18 protein-coding genes are annotated in these 17,814 nt (G+C 41.9%); 11 read left to right on the forward strand and 7 right to left on the reverse strand.

From position 1 onward, the window contains the following. Positions 1-46 precede the first annotated feature (46 nt). From VM932_RS06160 to VM932_RS06185, 6 genes are read left to right on the forward strand one after another with little or no spacing between them, the layout of a single operon-like run. Complete coding sequence (locus VM932_RS06160; protein ID WP_326277835.1) at positions 47-874, forward strand: zinc-binding alcohol dehydrogenase; 828 nt, start codon at positions 47-49, stop codon at positions 872-874. Next, positions 867-1,427 (forward strand): L-threonylcarbamoyladenylate synthase, encoded by a 561-nt coding sequence (locus VM932_RS06165; protein WP_326277837.1) that lies wholly within the window; start codon positions 867-869, stop codon positions 1,425-1,427. The genes VM932_RS06160 and VM932_RS06165 overlap by 8 nt, the downstream gene beginning before the upstream one ends. 2 nt (positions 1,428-1,429) lie before the next feature. Further along, positions 1,430-2,860 carry a CCA tRNA nucleotidyltransferase gene (locus VM932_RS06170; RefSeq protein ID WP_326277839.1) on the forward strand — a complete coding sequence of 477 codons (1,431 nt, stop codon included), beginning with the start codon at positions 1,430-1,432 and terminating at the stop codon, positions 2,858-2,860. Beyond that, positions 2,857-3,870 carry a COX15/CtaA family protein gene (locus VM932_RS06175; protein ID WP_326277841.1) on the forward strand — a complete coding sequence of 338 codons (1,014 nt, stop codon included), beginning with the start codon at positions 2,857-2,859 and terminating at the stop codon, positions 3,868-3,870. Before VM932_RS06170 ends, VM932_RS06175 begins: the two co-directional genes overlap by 4 nt. Positions 3,871-3,912: 42 nt before the next feature. Beyond that, positions 3,913-4,416: an IS1096 element passenger TnpR family protein gene (locus VM932_RS06180; protein WP_326277843.1), complete on the forward strand. Its 504-nt coding sequence runs from the start codon at positions 3,913-3,915 to the stop codon at positions 4,414-4,416. A gap of 45 nt (positions 4,417-4,461) precedes the next feature. Continuing rightward, positions 4,462-5,520: a nucleoid-associated protein gene (locus tag VM932_RS06185; RefSeq protein WP_326277845.1), complete on the forward strand. Its 1,059-nt coding sequence runs from the start codon at positions 4,462-4,464 to the stop codon at positions 5,518-5,520. Here the strand turns inward: VM932_RS06185 and VM932_RS06190 are convergent. Further along, positions 5,517-6,593, reverse strand: a complete 1,077-nt coding sequence (locus VM932_RS06190) for a hypothetical protein (protein WP_326277847.1) — start codon at positions 6,591-6,593, stop codon at positions 5,517-5,519. The genes VM932_RS06185 and VM932_RS06190 overlap by 4 nt on opposite strands. Positions 6,594-6,671: 78 nt before the next feature. Between VM932_RS06190 and VM932_RS06195 the strand changes: the two genes are divergently transcribed. The 3 genes from VM932_RS06195 to uvrB all read left to right on the forward strand — a co-directional run bounded on the left by VM932_RS06195 (position 6,672) and on the right by uvrB (position 10,467). Then, positions 6,672-7,568 carry an ABC transporter ATP-binding protein gene (locus VM932_RS06195; RefSeq protein WP_326277849.1) on the forward strand — a complete coding sequence of 299 codons (897 nt, stop codon included), beginning with the start codon at positions 6,672-6,674 and terminating at the stop codon, positions 7,566-7,568. A gap of 11 nt (positions 7,569-7,579) precedes the next feature. Continuing rightward, positions 7,580-8,413 carry an ABC transporter permease gene (locus tag VM932_RS06200; RefSeq protein ID WP_326277851.1) on the forward strand — a complete coding sequence of 278 codons (834 nt, stop codon included), beginning with the start codon at positions 7,580-7,582 and terminating at the stop codon, positions 8,411-8,413. A 65-nt stretch (positions 8,414-8,478) separates the two neighbouring features. Further along, entirely contained in the window at positions 8,479-10,467 is a 1,989-nt protein-coding gene (gene uvrB / locus VM932_RS06205; protein ID WP_326277853.1) for an excinuclease ABC subunit UvrB, read from the forward strand. A 90-nt stretch (positions 10,468-10,557) separates the two neighbouring features. Here the strand turns inward: uvrB and VM932_RS06210 are convergent, their stop codons facing one another. The 5 genes from VM932_RS06210 to VM932_RS06230 all read right to left on the reverse strand — a co-directional run bounded on the left by VM932_RS06210 (position 10,558) and on the right by VM932_RS06230 (position 14,252). Next, positions 10,558-10,983: an Hsp20/alpha crystallin family protein gene (locus tag VM932_RS06210; protein WP_326277855.1), complete on the reverse strand. Its 426-nt coding sequence runs from the start codon at positions 10,981-10,983 to the stop codon at positions 10,558-10,560. 115 nt (positions 10,984-11,098) lie between these two features. Further along, entirely contained in the window at positions 11,099-11,500 is a 402-nt protein-coding gene (locus tag VM932_RS06215) for a TerB family tellurite resistance protein (protein WP_326277857.1), read from the reverse strand. A gap of 115 nt (positions 11,501-11,615) precedes the next feature. Beyond that, positions 11,616-11,951 (reverse strand): hypothetical protein, encoded by a 336-nt coding sequence (locus VM932_RS06220; protein WP_326277859.1) that lies wholly within the window; start codon positions 11,949-11,951, stop codon positions 11,616-11,618. 352 nt (positions 11,952-12,303) lie between these two features. Then, positions 12,304-13,497 (reverse strand): ADP-forming succinate--CoA ligase subunit beta, encoded by a 1,194-nt coding sequence (gene sucC / locus VM932_RS06225; protein ID WP_326277861.1) that lies wholly within the window; start codon positions 13,495-13,497, stop codon positions 12,304-12,306. A 116-nt stretch (positions 13,498-13,613) separates the two neighbouring features. Continuing rightward, positions 13,614-14,252: an LON peptidase substrate-binding domain-containing protein gene (locus VM932_RS06230; RefSeq protein WP_326277863.1), complete on the reverse strand. Its 639-nt coding sequence runs from the start codon at positions 14,250-14,252 to the stop codon at positions 13,614-13,616. A gap of 162 nt (positions 14,253-14,414) precedes the next feature. Here VM932_RS06230 and lysA point away from each other — a divergent pair, with 162 nt between their 5' ends. Both lysA and VM932_RS06240 read left to right on the forward strand, forming a co-directional pair. Continuing rightward, positions 14,415-15,653 (forward strand): diaminopimelate decarboxylase, encoded by a 1,239-nt coding sequence (gene lysA / locus VM932_RS06235; RefSeq protein ID WP_293168346.1) that lies wholly within the window; start codon positions 14,415-14,417, stop codon positions 15,651-15,653. Between the two features lie 99 nt (positions 15,654-15,752). Beyond that, on the forward strand, positions 15,753-16,268 hold the full coding sequence (locus VM932_RS06240) for a thioredoxin family protein (RefSeq protein WP_326277866.1): 516 nt from the start codon (positions 15,753-15,755) through the stop codon (positions 16,266-16,268). 34 nt (positions 16,269-16,302) lie between these two features. On the opposite strand, the gene guaB is transcribed toward VM932_RS06240, so the two are convergent. Beyond that, positions 16,303-17,775, reverse strand: coding sequence for an IMP dehydrogenase (gene guaB / locus VM932_RS06245; RefSeq protein ID WP_014031696.1), 1,473 nt, complete (start codon positions 17,773-17,775; stop codon positions 16,303-16,305). Positions 17,776-17,814: the final 39 nt, after the last annotated feature.

Below are 17,814 nucleotides of genomic sequence, written 5' to 3' on the forward strand. Positions count from 1 at the left end.
TAAATGTTATCTCATATCCTTAATTTTGTGATTCTAAACTTCCAAAATGAAGGTCAAAGAAATCCCTGTTTCACTTTTTCATCAAGCTAAGTTGGCTTGGCAATCCAAGGAAAAGCTTACGTCCGATAAAAAGCAGGTTCCGGTAATAGTTTCATTGGCTTCAATCCCATCAAGATTAAACATTGTACACCTCACCATTCGGAGTTTGCTGGATCAAGATGTGTTACCGGAAAAAATCGTGCTTTGGTTGCACAATGATTTAAGGGGAAAAATCCCAAAAAAACTTAATGGGCTGATTGGAGACTTGTTCACTATTGAATTTACGGACTATTACAGTTCACATAGAAAACTTGTAGAACCTCTTAAGCATTATCCAAAAAAAGCCATCATCACTTGTGATGATGATATGATGTACCGGAAAAACTGGCTTTCAAAACTGTATGAAGCCCATCAAGGGCATCCAGATAAAATCATTGCCAATCAAACCCGGTGCATTGCTTATGATGAATCAGGGGAACCGCTCCCGTACAGGCAATGGAAACCGAGTGGATCGGGCTGTGAAAACCCTGAATTAACATTGCCCATTGGTGCTGGGGGTACTTTTTACCCACCCAACACCATGCATGAACAGGTTTTTGACAAAGACCTATTCTTAAAGCTTGTTCCACATGCCGATGATCTATGGTTTAAGGCCATGGGACTTTTAAGAAATACTGTTTCAATACAAGCCGGAAATACCGGAAAAGACCCCATCCCAATTTGGGGTTCACAAAAGGTTTCCTTGAAAAAAGGGAATATTGGAATGGACAAAAACAGGACACAATGGATGGCCTTAACCAACCATTTTAATCTAAAATTCGAGAACATTGATTGAAGAAATCAACAACTGCAATAAAATACTGCAAGAAGGCGGGCTCATCCTCTACCCTACCGATACGGTCTGGGGCATAGGCTGCGATGCCACCAACCCCGAAGCCGTTAAAAAAGTATACGCCCTCAAAAAAAGGGAAGATACCAAAGCCCTCATCTGTTTGGTGGCCAACCAGGCTATGCTGGAGCGCCATGTTAAGGAAGTGCCCGATGTGGCCTACGATATTATGGACTTGGCCACAAAACCCACCACCATTGTGTTTGACAATCCCATCGGCATTGCCGGCAATCTGATAGCTAAAGATAATACATTGGCTATCCGGGTGGCTTCCGATAAATTCTGCCAATATCTCATCAATAAATTCAGAAAACCGATAGTTTCCACATCCGCCAATATTTCGGGGAATCCTACCCCAAAACAATTCAAGGATATTGATGAAGAAATTTTAAAAGGAGTGGACTATGTGGTAAATTTGCCCGATGAAAATATAAACCCTTCCCCATCCTCCATCATTAAATTGAGTACAGACGGACAGGTGAAGGTTATTCGGGAATAATAATGGCGAAGGAATTCCATACAAAGGCAATACAACATCCTATTTTTAAACTTATTGGCGAAGCTTCGGACGAGCTGGGAGTGGATTCTTATGTAATCGGCGGGTTTGTGCGTGATTACTTTTTAAAACGAAACACCCCAAAGGACATAGACATTGTCGCCATTGGCAGTGGAATAGAACTTGCCAAAAAGGTGGCCTCCAAACTGAAGGGCAAACCAGAAATTTCCGTGTTCAAGAATTTTGGCACCGCCATGATCAAGCACAAGGATTTGGAGCTTGAATTTGTGGGTGCCCGAAAAGAAAGTTATAATCGCGATAGCCGAAAACCCATTGTGGAAGATGGCACCTTGGAAGATGACCAAAACCGTCGCGATTTCACCATAAATGCCATGGCCTTGGCTTTAAATGAATCCAATTTTGGGGAGCTTTTGGATCCTTTTGACGGTTTGGCCGATTTGGACCGAAAAATTATCCGGACACCTTTGGAGCCCGGCATTACTTATTCCGATGATCCCTTACGGATGATGCGGGCCGTTCGATTTGCCACACAACTGCATTTTACCATTGAACTGCAATCGCTCCGGGCCATTACGGAAAACAAAGACCGCATCAAAATAGTTTCCAAGGAACGTATCGTGGACGAACTCCACAAAATTTTGATGAGCTCCAAGCCCTCCGTGGGTTTCAAATTGATGCACCAAACAGAACTTCTTCCATTGATCCTACCTGAATTGACGGCTCTACAGGGAATAGAGGAAAAGGAAGGACAACGCCACAAGGACAACTTTTGGCATACCTTGGAGGTGGTGGACAATATTGCTGAAACCACCGACAACCTTTGGTTGCGCTGGGCCGCATTGTTGCACGACATCGGAAAGGCGCCCACAAAAAAATTCCATGAAAAAATTGGTTGGACCTTTCATGCACACGAATTCGTGGGAGCAAAAATGGTATACAAACTCTTTAAAAGGTTGCGAATGCCTTTGAACGAGAAAATGAAGTTCGTTCAAAAAATGGTGTTGATGAGTTCAAGGCCCATCATACTATCCGAGGACCATGTAACCGATTCCGCCGTAAGGCGATTGGTTTTTGATGCGGGCGATTCTGTGGAAGATCTGATGACTTTGTGCGAGGCCGACATTACAACCAAGAACCCGCGTAAACAGAAAAAGTACAAGAACAATTTTAAGATAGTCCGTCAAAAAATAGTCGAAGTAGAGGAAAGGGACCACATCCGAAACTTTCAACCGCCCGTTTCTGGTGAAGAGATTATGAAAACCTTCAACCTAAAGCCCTCAAAAGAAATTGGAATTATAAAAGACGCCATCAAAGAAGCCATTCTAGAGGGAGAAATTCCCAACGAGTATGAAGCCGCCTACCATTTTATGTTGGAAAAAGGCAAAAAAATGAATCTAAAAGTCCACTCCGAATGAAAAAGAACAAATATGTAGTGTATTGGTTGTTAACAGGATGCTTTCTGATTTTTGTGATGGTTTTGGTGGGGGGCATTACACGGCTCACCCATTCCGGACTTTCCATTTCCGATTATAAACTGATACAGGGCACCATACCGCCAATGAACGAGCAGGAATGGCAAGAGGCATTTGAACTGTACAAACAATACCCTGAGTACCAAAAACTCAACTATCACTTCGGAATCGAGGAGTTTAAGGACATCTACTTCTGGGAATGGCTGCACAGGGTTATAGGTAGATTTATCGGCGTGGTATTCATTTTGCCGTTCTTATACTTTTTGTTCACCAAAAAATTGGACAGACCCACGATAAAAAAATGTTTGATTTTGCTCTTTATGGGCGGATTCCAGGGCTTTTTGGGTTGGTACATGGTAAAAAGTGGTCTTGTGGACCGTCCCGATGTATCCCACTATAGGTTGGCGGCTCACTTGACCACCGCATTTCTCACCTTTGCCTATAGTTTGTGGGTAGCCTTGGATCTCATTTACCCAAATAAAAAAGAAATCAATATAAAAATCAGGAACCTGGTTCGAGTTGGACTTGTCCTCCTCTTGTTACAGATTATCTGGGGTGCCTTTGTGGCAGGTTTGGACGCAGGTTTTATACACAACCATTGGCCCTTGATGAACGAAGGCAAACTGATGCACGAAACCGTGTACATTGAGCAACAACCCCTGATCAAAAACTTTTATGAAGGGAAAAGCGGGGTACAGTTTGTACACCGATACCTAGCTTATGCTGTAGTTGGTTTTATTGCGTTGATTTGGTACAGAACACGAAAAATACAGACAACACCACTTCAAGAAAAAGGATTGAAATCCTTGCTGATATTGGTTTTTGTACAATTTGTATTGGGTGTGTTTACATTAATTTATGCCGTTCCCCTTTGGTTGGGAATTGCGCATCAAATCGGTGCATTTTTCCTTTTGGCAGCTATGACTTTTACTTTGCATAGGTTCGCCAAATAAGGTCTATTATTGTACCTTTGTGCCCACTCTAAAATTTTATGGATGATTTATAAAATCAGGATAATACTTGATGCTGAGGAAGATATCTTTCGCGATATCGAAATTGAAGACCAAAGTAATTTGGAGGATTTCCACAATGCCATAACCCAAGCTTTTGGTTTTGAAGGGAGTGAAATGGCCTCCTTTTACACCTGTGATGAAGAATGGAACCAAGATGAGGAAATTGCCCTCTTTGACATGAGCGAGAGCGGTTCCGATATCCGATTGATGAACGACACATCCCTTGACGATGTTTTAACGGAGGACAATCCAAAAATGATCTATGTGTACGACTTTTTTAGCATGTGGACCTTTTTTGTGGAATTGGCCGATATTGTTGACAAAGAAGATGGCAAGGTATACCCGAACCTGCTGTTCACCTTTGGTGAACTGCCCGATGCCCCTCCAGAAAAGCAGTTTGAGGCAAAGCCCAGCGATGATGAAGGTGATTTTGACGATCTCCTAGATAGGTACGACGATATGGACTTTGACGAAAACTGGAATTAAAAGAACGCTTCACCTAAGTTTTAACCCTTAACACTTTACCTAAAAATGCTAAACCTATATTCCGCCCAGATCGAAAGCATTTCGCTTCACCGTGTAGGCAATAAAAGTAAAAACGAATCCGCTTTTTTGTCCGCAGAGCCTTTTTCGCTCAACGATGAAATGGCCGGTTTGCTAAAGGAATATTTCTTTAAGCCTTTCAGGGAAAAGGAGGAAAACTATTATAAGTTCAATCAAGAAGTGGACTTGGAATTCAATGAGGTCTGTACAGCGGTCACGGAAATTTTCGAAACCCCGTCCGATACCCATAGGTTGTCCAAAAAAATTACCACACACCTATATGAACAATCCAACCATCCGCATATAAAAAGTGGGGAGGTTTATGTGGTCCATTTTTCCGATATGGTGATCGACAACCAAAAAACGGATGCCGTAGGTATTTTTAAAAGTGAATTGAAGCACGATTTCCTTCAATTTGAGGAAAAGGAACACAACTTGGAGATTTTGATTCGCCAAGGAATCAACATCAACAAACTGGACAAGGGCTGTATTGTGTTCAACGTGGGCAAGGAAGAAGGTTACAAAGTGCTATCGGTGGACAGCAATCGATATGACGCCAAATATTGGTTGGAGAACTTTTTGGGCGTTGCCCCATTAACGGATGAAAACTTTTATACCAAGAATTACCTTAAATTCTGTCAAAACTTTGCAAAAGATGTGGTTTTGCCTGCCGAGGACAAACAACAGGAGGTAATGTTCATGAACCGTGCTGTGAACCACTTTGCCAAAAACGACAATTTTGAGGAAACCTCATTTTTGAACGAGGTTATGGAAAATCCGGAGTTGATTCCCGAGTTTAAGCACTACAAGGTGGAAAAAGGGCCAAAATACAGCATTGAGGACGTTTCCAATTTTGATATTGCCAACAAGGCGGTGAGCGACGCCCGTAAGAAGATAAAGAACGTCATCAACTTAGATACCAACATACAAATAAAGATGGATTTCATCAACCCGGAATCCGCGGAAAAATTTGTGGAAAAAGGTTGGGACGAGGAAAGGCAGATGTATTACTACCTTGTTTATTTCAACAAGGAACAGAAAAGTTAGAATTTCTTTTCTATAATCTGTTTCATACTTACATCCTCGTAGTTTCGCTTCACAAAATCCAGGGCGTGGATCAATACCTCTCCCATGGTGTTGCTATCCCTAAAGTTAATGTCCCCCGTTAGCTCCAACAATTGAGTTTTAAGCATTTCTATATTTTCTGGCGGGGCAATGGTGTCTTCTTTGCATACATCCAATAGTCGCTTAAGTCTTCTACCCCAGCTCAATATTCTTTTGGCAATGATGGAACGCTCCTCTACAATATACTGGTTTACGGAATCAATGGTCAATTTATCCTGGACCAAATCGACCATTGTTTTATTCTCCTTAAAAAATTGGGGGCGGTACACTTTTATTTTTCCTTCATAGCATTGTTGGTCAAAATCTATGGCCCTTATCTTATAGACCACACTATCAAAATCGTGGGTAGGAACTATAACATAATTATAGGAACGCATATCGCCCAGCAAACGGATCATGCATCGTTCATTGAATTTCACGAATTCCTTGGCAATCTGAGCTTTGTCGAATTCGGTGCACTTGGGCAGATTTTTCTTCATAAAAACATCCCCTGGTATACCAACAATGTGTTCTTCTATCAAGGTATTTTCGTAAATCACAAAATTGAGGTTGTACGGAGATAGCATGTGTTCAAGCTCCAAGCCATATACACGGGATGCATCTGTCTTTTTTACATAGAACAGGGTATAGTTATCGTTCAAAATGTTACGCACCTTTATCCTGAATGGCTTGGAGTTCCCAAAAGTGCAATAGTCCACATAATCCACATTTAAATAGGGGAAAATGGAATCGCTTCCATCCGAAACAAAACTGGAGTAGACACGCTTTAGGGCAAGGTCGATTTCATCGCGGTCAAACTCTGGATAGAACACCCTTACCCAAAGGGTATCTTCATCGTTGGCATCGTACACGGCAACACTTCCCGAAAAACGAAGCAGGTCATCGTAGTGGATGGGAATCTCTATTTTTCGATTGTAATATTTCAAATATTTATCCAAATCCTTGCTTATGGGATAGGCAGGTTTCTTTTTCGACATCAATTTTTCTTCCGACATTGTATTCGATTATTTTGTAACAAATTGCAATATACTTCGTCAAGTTAGTATAAACCATTCAAAAAACGATAGCATATCTTGGAAACAATACTGACCGTTAACCATCTTACCAAAAAATTTGGTTACCTCACAGCTGTCAAGGATCTTTCCTTTACCATAGAAAAAGGAAATGTGTATGGCATACTGGGACCCAATGGGAGTGGCAAGTCGACCACATTAGGAATTATTTTAAACGTGGTGAACCGCACTTCTGGAGATTTTGGCTGGTTCGATGGCACAATGTCCACACATGAAGCCCTTAAAAAAGTTGGTGCCATTATTGAGCGCCCCAACTTTTACCCGTACATGAACGCCATCCAAAATTTAAGGTTGGTCTGCAAAATCAAGGATGTACCAGAAACCAAGATTCAGGAAAAACTGGAGCTGGTAGGGTTATGGGACCGTCGCAACAGCAAGTTCAAAACCTATTCGCTGGGTATGAAACAGCGTATGGCCATCGCTTCTGCCCTGCTCAACGACCCAGAGATTCTTATTTTGGACGAGCCCACCAATGGTTTGGACCCGCAGGGGATTCACCAAATACGTGAGATCATCAAAAAAATTGCACGTCAAGGTACCACCATTTTATTGGCCTCCCACTTATTGGACGAGGTGGAAAAAGTGTGTTCCCACGTCATCATTCTCCGAAAAGGCGAAAGTTTGTACTCCGGCCCCGTAGATAGTATGCTGGCGAGCCACGGCTTTTTTGAACTAAGGTCCAACGATATTGACCAATTAAAGGAATTACTGGAAAAAAGTGCCAGTTTTGGAAAAATCGAAAACTTCAATGGAACCCTTACCGCTTATTTAAAGGAAGAAATGGATGCGGAAAGTTTAAACAAGATGCTATTCGATAAAGGGGTTGTACTGTCCCATCTTGTAAAACGGAAAGAGAGCCTCGAAGAACAATTTTTAACCTTGACCAAGAATCCATAATCAAAAAACGAATGTTACGTCTTTTACAAATAGAATTTATAAAACTTTGGAACAATAGGGCCAGTAAGGTGCTTATTATCTCCTATTTTGTGCTTTTGACATCCATTGCACTTATTGCCGCCATTAAGTTTGATATTGGCCCGGTCCAATTCCACTTGGCGGACCAAGGGATTTTCAACTTCCCGTATATTTGGCACTTCAATACCTTTGTCACGGCATTGTTCAAACTGTTTTTGGCCATTGTAATCGTCTCCATGATGTCCAATGAGTACAGCAACAAAACCATTAAACAAAACTTGATCGATGGCCTGTCGAAAAGGGAGTTTATCCTTTCCAAAGTACTCACGGTAATTTCCTTTGCCCTAATATCCACAATTTTTGTGTTCGTGGTCTCCATGATTCTTGGACTTGTATATTCAGACTACAACGAGGCCTCCATCATATTTTCGGATATGGAGTTTCTACCTGCATTCTTTTTTAAACTGGTGGGTTTTTTCTCATTCTGTCTTTTCTTGGGCATTTTGGTAAAGCGATCGGCCTTTGCCCTTGGCTTTCTCATTCTTTGGACCATTCTGGAACAAGTGGTATTTGGTTTGCTGGGCTGGAAAGTAATGAGTTGGGAAGCTGCAAAAGCGGTAAAACGGTTCTTCCCTTTGGAATCCATGTCCAACCTGATCAAAGAGCCTTTTACAAGGCTTTCAGCGGTACAGAACATAGGGCAACAGATCGGGGAGAACATGAAGTTCGACTACCATGTGTATTGGTACGAGTTCTTGATCGTTATGATCTGGACAGCTGTTTTCATCTATTTGTCCTACACACTGTTGAAGAAACGTGATTTGTAGTGCCATCGGATAATAATATTCAAGCATTGCTTCAATTTAGCATCTACCTTTAGTATTTTTATCGAATGAAATTTGAGGTAGTATCTGGCTTTAAGCCTACGGGCGATCAACCCGAAGCCATAAAACAGTTGGTTGAGGGCGTCGAGTCCAAAGCCCGGCACCAAACCTTGCTCGGGGTAACCGGATCGGGCAAAACGTTTACCGTGGCCAATGTGGTGGAATCCGTTCAGCGCCCAACCTTGGTTTTGGCGCACAACAAGACCTTGGCGGCACAATTGTACTCGGAATTCAAGCAATTTTTTCCCAACAATGCGGTGGAATACTTTGTTTCCTATTACGACTATTATCAGCCCGAAGCCTATATTCCAACGAGTGGACTTTACATTGAAAAAGACCTTTCCATAAACGAGGATATAGAAAAATTACGGTTGAGCACTACCTCTTCCCTCCTGTCAGGCAGACGGGATGTGCTCGTGGTAGCCTCTGTTTCCTGTCTGTACGGTATTGGTAACCCCGTAGAGTTCCAAAAGAACGTGATTACCATCCATCGGGACCAAGTAATATCGCGAACCAAGTTTTTAAAACAATTGGTTCAGAGCCTGTATGCCCGTACAACAGCAGATTTTAGAAACGGAAACTTTAGGGTGAAGGGAGATGTTGTTGATGTGTTTCCCGGCTATGCCGATCATGCTTTCCGGATTCACTTTTTTGGTGATGAAATTGAGGAGATTGAAGCATTGGATCCCCACAACAATAAAGTCATTGAAATTTACGAAACCTTGAACATCTATCCGGCAAACATGTTCGTCACCTCTCCCGATGTGCTTCAAAATGCGATAAAGGAAATTCAGGACGATCTTGTGAAGCAGATAGACTATTTTAAGGAAATTGGTCGTCCACTGGAAGCAAAACGCTTGGAGGAGCGCACCAATTTTGACTTGGAAATGATTCGTGAGCTGGGTTATTGCTCCGGAATCGAAAATTATTCAAGGTACTTGGATGGAAGAAAACCCGGCACCAGACCTTTCTGTTTGTTGGATTATTTCCCTGATGATTACCTTATGGTAATTGATGAAAGCCATGTAACCATACCCCAGGTACATGCCATGTACGGCGGGGACCGATCCAGAAAAGAGAATTTGGTGGAATATGGTTTCCGTTTACCTGCGGCCATGGATAACCGTCCATTAAAGTTTGAAGAATTTGAAACGCTTCAGAACCAAGTGATTTACGTAAGTGCCACCCCGGCCGATTACGAACTGGAGCTGAGCGAAGGGGTCTATGTGGAACAGATTATCCGACCAACAGGTTTATTGGATCCCGTAATCGAGGTGCGCCCCAGTGAAAACCAAATTGATGACCTCGTGGAAGAAATTCAACAGCGGGTGGAACAGGACGAACGTACTTTGGTGACCACGCTTACCAAACGTATGGCGGAGGAACTTACCAAGTACCTGTCCAGAATTGATGTTAGGTGCCGTTACATCCATAGTGATGTGGATACCTTGGAACGGGTGGAAATTATGCAGGACTTGCGCAAAGGTTTGTTTGATGTTCTCATTGGGGTCAATCTTTTGCGCGAAGGTTTGGATTTGCCCGAAGTATCGCTTGTAGCCATACTGGATGCGGACAAAGAAGGTTTTTTGCGCAGCAACCGTTCATTGACGCAGACGGTGGGTCGTGCAGCTCGAAACCTCAACGGAAAGGCCATCATGTATGCAGACAAGATTACCGATAGCATGCAAAAAACCATTGATGAGACCAATTACCGTAGGGACAAACAGATTTCCTACAACAAGGAACACAACATAACCCCAACGGCATTGAAGAAAAATCTGGACAGTGCCCTGGCCAAAAATTCGGTTTCCACCTATCACTTCCAAAAGGAGGAGCTACGGGCAGCAGAACTAGACCTTGATTATATAACCGAAGACCAAAAAGAAAAATTGATCAGGGAGAAAAGAAAGGCTATGGAAAAAGCCGCCAAAGAACTCAACTTTATGGAAGCGGCCAAGCTTCGGGACGAAATCAAAATGCTTCAGGAGAAGGAATAAAAAACGCGCCCCCGCTAATGCAGGGGCGCGCCTCAAACTAACCAACTAATCCAACCATCATGAAACACCTATAGTTGGTGTTCTAATGTCTTATCCTATTTCAATCAATCGTTTTGGTTTTGGCAATGCCTCTTGTTTTTTGGGCAATGTCAATTTCAATATTCCATCTTCGTACTTGGCGTCGATTTTAGATCCATCTACAGTTTCAGGCAATGTAAAGGCTCTTTTAAAAGAAGTAAAGGAAAACTCTTTTCTTGTGTAGTTGTCTTTGTTTTCCTCGTTTTCAGTTTTCACTTCACTGGATATGGTCAACACATCATTGTCCACCTCAACGGTAAAATCATCTTTTTTCATGCCAGGAACGGCAAGTTCCAATTCAAAACCTTCGGTATTTTCCTTTATATTCACAGCGGGCACAGAAGTATTCCACTTTTCTGTTCCACCGAACCAATCAGGACCCATAAAATCGTTCATCAAGGATGGGAAAAACAGGTTGTTTCTTTTTACTATACTCATGGCGATTCAATTTTAGTTAAACATTTAAATCAGCTTGTATAAGTCAAAACCTATACCAATAGAAAAAACATGTCTATATGGCATGATTTAAATGAAATTGCATGTCATTTTGACATCAATTGTAATGTGCCTTGAAGATATTGATAAGCACATCTGGCGGAACAATTTTGTTGGGATAGCGGTGCATCACCTCTAAAACCTGACTAATGGCTGTTGGAGGCAAACCCATTTTAAGCCCTATATTGTAAAGTGTATTGATTTCTTTTTTGTGCTGCTCCTGATCTATGTTCATGAGAAGAATAAGCCTATGGAATTGTACAATTCGCTCCGCTTGGGTTTTTAGGCGTACTTTTGGGGATTTTTCCTTTAACAGACCATCAAAAATATCTTTACTAACACCCAAACTTCGGGCTACTTGCAGCAAAAAACCATACTCCGACCGTTTCAAGGAATGATCTACCCTGGCAAAGGCAATCATCTCCGAAAGCATGCTCAATTTTTCCTTGTAGGTTCCCATATAGATGGTTTTGGTTTGCAATCTTTATTAGATAACTCCAAAACACCTCGTTTTAGTACATAAAAAAGCCCTGAAATTCAGGGCTTTTTCTAACTAACTCAAACAATTCCCGTTTTTAAGCGGTAATTCGTACTGGAAGTTCGTAAACCCTACCTGGGGCTACGTTGTCCAATTTCACCTTTTTGTAGTTCAAACGATTTTTCACGAAACCTTCTAAAATCTCATCTTTTGTTTCTACGGAAAGTACCACCAATTCACCCTTCTCGTTCACTATAAAGCGAACTTCGGCAGTCATTTCCCTATAATCTGCGTTGAATTGATTTTCTTTCAACATTTCGTAGATCTGGCTAGAAAGATTGTTTGCTTTCATTGGTTTTTTGTCTTCTGTTGCAAAAGCACTCATTGTGGCAAATAGTGCCAACGCTACCGATACAGTTTTTAATTTTCTCATGATCTTTGTTTTTTGATTAAAATTGATGATTATCGATTTGTCAATATTTGGACTTGATTAACGCCCCTTTTTAATGACACTTCAAAAATAAGACGATCAAAAAATAAAATCGTTACGGTTTAGTGGGATTTAACAAATGTTTAATGTCTCTCTACTTGGGCAAATACCGGCTTTTATCACGAGAAAAATTCCATCCCTTAAACCTTATTTTCGGAAACCGTTCAAAACGAAATAAGTACAAATATCAATGGTTGGGTCAGCGCTAAAAAGGACGGTTTTTCGGGTCAATAAAACAAAAAAGGGCAACGTTAAGATAACGTTGCCCTTTAACATTTTTTAGGATTCTGAGGGTCTAGCTCAAAACCTCTTCCACTTTATCCGCAGCTTCCTTAAACTGTACGGCAGAATGTACTGCCAAACCGGAGTTGTCAATGATTTCTTTGGCCAATTCGGCATTTGTTCCCTGAAGCCTAACAATAATCGGTACCTGTATGGCATCTCCCATGTTTTTATAAGCATCTACAACGCCCTGCGCCACACGGTCGCAACGAACTATACCTCCAAAAATATTGATAAGGATTGCTTTTACATTGGGATCCTTTAGGATAATACGGAATGCCTCCTCAACCCTTTTGGCGTCTGCAGTACCACCTACATCCAAGAAGTTTGCCGGTTCCCCTCCTGCCATTTTGATCAAGTCCATGGTAGCCATTGCCAATCCGGCGCCGTTTACCATACAACCTACGTTGCCATCCAAATCAACATAGTTCAAGCCGACTTCACGCGCTTCAACCTCGATCGGGTTTTCTTCGCGAAGGTCACGCATTTCAGCATAAGCCTTTCTTCTGTAAAGCGCATTGTCATCAATGGATACTTTGGCGTCTACAGCCATGATTTTATCGTCCGAAGTCTTCAATACCGGATTTATCTCAAAAAGACTGGCATCGCTTTCCTCATAAGCCTTGTACAGGGACATTACAAATTTCACCATCTCCTTGAAAGCTGTACCGGACAATCCTAAATTAAAGGCTATCCTTCTAGCTTGGAAAGGCAAAAGCCCCATTCCGGGATCAATTTCTTCGGTAAAGATCAAATGAGGGGTCTTTTCTGCCACCTCTTCTATATCCATACCTCCTTCGGTAGAATACATGATCATGTTTCTTCCGGTTCCCCTGTTCAACAGAACGGACATGTAAAACTCGCTGGTTTCACTGTCTCCCGGGTAGTACACATCTTCGGCCACCAATACCTGATGTACTTTTTTACCTTCGGCAGATGTTTGTGGGGTAACAAGGTTCATCCCAATAATGTTACCTGCTAGTTCTTCCACTTCTTTCAAGTTTTTGGCCAATTTTACGCCACCGCCCTTACCACGGCCACCGGCATGCACTTGCGCTTTTATTACGTGCCATCCGGTCCCGGTTTCCTCTGTAAGTTGTTTTGCAGCGTCTACTGCTTCTTTGGCGTTGTGGGCAACAATTCCTCGTTGGATTCTAACTCCAAAACTGGCTAAAATCTCTTTTCCTTGATATTCGTGAAGATTCATCTGTGAATTTACTTTTGTTTGCAGACAAAAATAGAAAACACCGCTGACAAATTGAAGATGTTAAATGATTAATTCGTAATTGACAGAATAAATAACCACTTTCTGCTTTGGAAAGCTTACAACTTGAAATCTTGAAAGTCCAAAGGGTCGAAATTTTTGAAATGTCCGTTCATTTCGATGACTTCCTTGGTTCGGTTTACCTCGTTTAAAATATTTGTGGTGGCTTCTAAATGCTTTTTTATAAAATTCAAACGATCAGTTTCCTTCCTCAAGAGCAACAATTCATATTCCTGTTCAAAGGAAAGCCCCATTTTGTGCGCCAATGAATAGCTGTTGAACTGTTTGGGGGTTGTTTTCGTGAACGGGACATCCATGATATCGTATAGGGCCTCCACTTTTTGAAGCACTTCTTCCCTTAAACTTTCATCGGCATCGTTTTCCATTTCCAAGAATTCAACTTCTCCTCCAGCATACAACTTGCCTTCCATCTGTTTTTCAAAGCTCAATACTTTAAATACTTGGCGTGCCACACAAACCACGTCCATTTCTCCAGATTCGTAGGTATTCACCACTTCCACCAATTGTACCTCGGTCCCGTATGAAATTGCATTGTTAATAAAAACCGGGACACCAAAGGTCAAAGCTTCCTTTCTGCAATCGGAGATCAACTGTTTGTAACGGTCTTCAAAAATATGCAGCGGTACGGTTTCGCCTGGATAAAATACGGATTGTAATGGAAAAAAGGGTAGCTTCATTTTCACAATTTATTTAAAAATACATATCAAAACCTAAAACCACAACTTCAAGAGACCCCACTGTTGTTTCAAATAAAACAACTTGTTATATTTTGATAAAAATGTTTTATTTCTTGCGTGTATAAGTAACAACATATAGTTTTGTTTAAAATTCCGTTTTACATGAATTCTAAGGACTTACTTCAGCTTACCGAGCAGTTTGGCGCACCTCTTTATGTTTATGATGCCGATAAGATCACCTCACAATATAAAAAGCTCACCAATGCCTTTAAAGGGGTACCCAATCTTAAATTGAACTATGCGGCCAAAGCTTTGTCCAATCTTAGTATCTTAAGATTGTTGAACAGCTTGGGGAGCGGTTTGGATACGGTATCCATCCAAGAAGTTAAACTAGGGCTTTTGGCGGGCTTCAAGCCGGAATCCATCATTTTTACCCCCAACGGCGTTTCCTTGGAAGAGATTGAGGAAGCTGCTGCCCTTGGCATTCAAGTTAACATAGACAATCTCTCCATTTTGGAACAATTTGGAAGCAAGCATCCCGATATCCCCGTTTGTATTCGGATTAACCCTCATGTAATGGCGGGAGGCAATTCCAAAATATCCGTTGGACATATCGATTCAAAATTCGGGATCAGCATTCACCAAATACCACATTTGTTGCGTATTGTGGAGTTGACCAATATGAACATCAACGGAATCCACATGCACACCGGTAGCGATATTTTGGATATTGATGTGTTTCTTTATGCGTCCGAAATTCTTTTTGAAACCGCAAAAAACTTCAAGGATCTAGAGTTTATAGATTTCGGTAGCGGGTTTAAGGTACCTTACAAAGAGGGCGATATCCAGACCAATGTAGATGAATTGGGCAAAAAACTCACCACAAGATTCAACGAATTCTGTAAGGAATACGGCAAAGAACTTACCCTCGCCTTTGAGCCCGGTAAATTTTTAGTGAGCGAAGCGGGTCACTTTTTGGCAAAGGTCAATGTAGTGAAACAAACCACTTCCACGGTTTTTGCAAGTGTGGACTCGGGCTTCAATCACCTTATCAGACCTATGTTGTATGGTTCCAACCATCAAATCATCAATATATCCAATCCAAAAGGCAAGGAACGCTATTACTCCGTTGTTGGGTACATCTGCGAAACGGACACATTTGGAAGCAACCGTAGAATCAACGAAATATCCGAAGGTGACATATTGTGCTTTCAAAATGCCGGTGCCTATTGCTTTACCATGGCCAGCAACTATAATTCCAGATACAGACCGGCCGAAGTGCTTTGGTACCAAGGAAAAGCCCATTTAATAAGAAAAAGGGAAACCTTTGATGACATCCTGCACAACCAGGTAGATGTAAAAGGGCTTTTCGAATCACCTAAGAAACAGACCGTAAAATAACAGCAAAGCCCTATCAGACTGTTAAAACGAATACTTTTTTGGCACAATTTTCGTTAGTTTTGTATTGATATGACGACAATTACGTCAAAAACCAAGACTATGCGCTCAATTTACACCCAAATCAGCTTACTTTTTATAGTGTTTATAGGCTTTAACGCCCAAGCTCAAGATATTCAATGGATTTCTTGGGAGGAAGCCGTACAACTTTCCAAAACTGATGCCCAACCCAAAAAAATCTTTGTGGATGTTTATACAGATTGGTGCGGATGGTGCAAAAAAATGGATAAAAACACGTTTCAACATCCCGAGGTATCCAAATACATGCAGGAGAATTTCTACATGGTAAAGATGGATGCTGAGGGCAAGGACCCTATTGAGTACCAAGGCAAGACATTCAAGTTTGTTCCGTCTGGCAGAAGGGGTTACCATGAATTGGCAGCTGCGCTATTACAGGGTAAGATGAGTTACCCTACCGTAGTTTTCTTGGACGAACAATTGAATATGCTTTCCCCTGTTCCTGGATATCAGCAGGTAGAGCCTTTTATGCAGATTGCCAAGTACTTCGGCGACAATATTTACAAGGATAAGGATTGGCAAACCTACGCAGGGAAGTAAATTCTCCCCTGCGGGCTTAACTTTATTTTATAATTTACCTACTATAATTCGGGCTTTCTTTGGTAATGGTCACATTGTGCGGGTGACTTTCGTGGATACCGCTTGATGTAATCTTTACAAAACGGGCATTGTTTTTTAAAGTTTCAATATCGCCTGCTCCGCAATAGCCCATACCTGCTCTTAGACCTCCAATAAATTGGTGCATGCTTTCCTCCAGTTCACCTTTGTACGGCACTCGGCCAACGATGCCCTCGGGGACCAATTTCTTGATATCGTCCTCAACATCTTGGAAATAGCGGTCCTTACTACCTTTTTTCATAGCCTCCACAGAGCCCATTCCACGGTACGATTTAAATTTACGCCCTTCGTAAATAATGGTTTCTCCCGGAGATTCTTTGGTACCGGCCAACAAAGAGCCCAACATCACTGTATCGGCTCCGGCTGCCAATGCCTTGGGAATATCTCCTGTATAGCGGATACCACCATCGGCAATTACGGGAATTCCTGTTCCCTTTAATGCGGCAGAAACCTCCAAAACTGCGGAAAACTGTGGAAAACCAACACCTGCCACAACACGAGTGGTGCAAATGGAGCCTGGTCCAATTCCCACTTTAACGGCATCGGCACCTGCCTCAACCAAATATTTGGCAGCTTCGGCGGTTGCAATGTTGCCTACCACCACTTCCAATTCTGGAAAAGACTTCTTCACTTCTTTTAAAATACTCACCACACCTTTGGTGTGACCGTGGGCCGTATCAATAATTATGGCATCCACACCTGCCTTTACCAATGCCCCGGCTCTATCAACAGCGTCTGCCGTCACCCCTATGGCAGCAGCTACGCGCAAACGTCCGTATTGATCTTTATTGGCAATGGGTTTTTGGGAAAGTTTGGTGATATCCCTAAAAGTAATCAAACCGATAAGTTCCTCCTTATCGTTGATCACTGGTAGTTTTTCAATTTTATTTTCCTGTAGGATTACCTCAGCTTGTTGCAACGAAGTACCTTCTGCCACTGTAACCAAATTTTCGGAAGTCATTACATCGGCTATGGGCCTATCATCATTTTTCTCAAAACGGAGATCGCGGTTGGTTACAATACCAATAAGCCTTTTATTGTCATCCACAATCGGGATTCCACCAATACTATGCTCTTTCATGCTGGCCTTGGCATCACGTACCACAGATTCCAAAGGAAGGGTAACGGGATCCATGATCATTCCGCTTTCTGCACGCTTTACCTTTCTAACCTTGATCGCCTGTTGCTCAATCGTCATGTTCTTGTGAAGAACACCAATGCCACCCTCCCTTGCCATGGCAATTGCCATACGCGATTCGGTTACCGTATCCATGGCCGCGGAAACAATGGGCACATTTATGGTAATGTTCTTGGTAAATTTTGATTGAATGTTTACTTCTCTGGGAAGTACTTCGGAGTATGCCGGCACAAGAAGAACGTCGTCATAAGTAAGTCCTTCTCCAACAATTTTGTTTTGGTGAGCTTCCATTGCAATTACGGATTAATTGCGTGCAAATATACCACTAAT

This window comes from Flagellimonas halotolerans (assembly GCF_035818535.1).
Lineage (GTDB): Bacteria > Bacteroidota > Bacteroidia > Flavobacteriales > Flavobacteriaceae > Flagellimonas > Flagellimonas halotolerans.